Origin of the sequence: Halalkalibacter lacteus (genome assembly GCF_036663595.1) — a bacterium.
GTDB lineage: Bacteria > Bacillota > Bacilli > Bacillales > Bacillaceae_D > Halalkalibacter > Halalkalibacter lacteus.
Genome location: NZ_JAWRVL010000087.1, coordinates 1 through 680, shown reverse-complemented (window position 1 = coordinate 680; position 680 = coordinate 1). Strand labels below are relative to the sequence as shown.

Below are 680 nucleotides of genomic sequence, written 5' to 3'. Positions count from 1 at the left end.
TTCTTGAACGTGTTCAAGAAACTCAAATCCTCCAAGCCATTCTAGAAGGATTTATCACTGATGATACAGTTGCCCTTGATGCGAGTCATATCGAAGCACGAGACCAAGCACCTGTGAAAGAAGATAAACCTAAGTCAGATCCAAAGAAACGCGGACGTAAGCCTAAAGATGAACAAGAGAAATGGCTTCAAGAGAAAGCTGAACGCGAAGAAGCTCTACCGCTTTTCGAGAAAAAAATAGAAGCTCAACTTGATGCATCTTTAGCTGAATTACGGTCCTCTGTTCCTCGTGATCCTAAATGGGGAATCAAGAAAAACAGTGAGGGAAAGAACGTATTTTGGTTCGGTTATAAAGGGCATTTTGCGGTTGGAACCAAAAGTCAGTACATTCTTCAATCGCTCTTTTCTTCGGGAAATCTAAATGATGGAAAAGCTGCGATCCCTCTATTGAAAGGAATTTATGAGCGACTCTCTGCGCTTCCTGTTGCTTTCAGTACTCTTGATGCAGGGTATGACTATCCAGCGATTTACGAACAAATTTATCGAATTGGTTCCCAATCTGTGATTGCTTACAATAAGAAAAATGAGTCAGCATTAGAAGGGTTTGATCAGCATTTTGCCCCAACCTGTGTGCGAGAATATTCGTATCGATATGATAGTTACGACTCCACATATGAAACG

Annotated in this window: 1 protein-coding gene; it reads left to right on the top strand. The window is 41.2% G+C overall.

Annotated elements, in window-relative coordinates:
- Positions 1–680, top strand: a 680-nt coding sequence (locus SAZ04_RS21590) for a transposase (RefSeq protein ID WP_332699544.1), incomplete at both ends; no start/stop codon positions are given.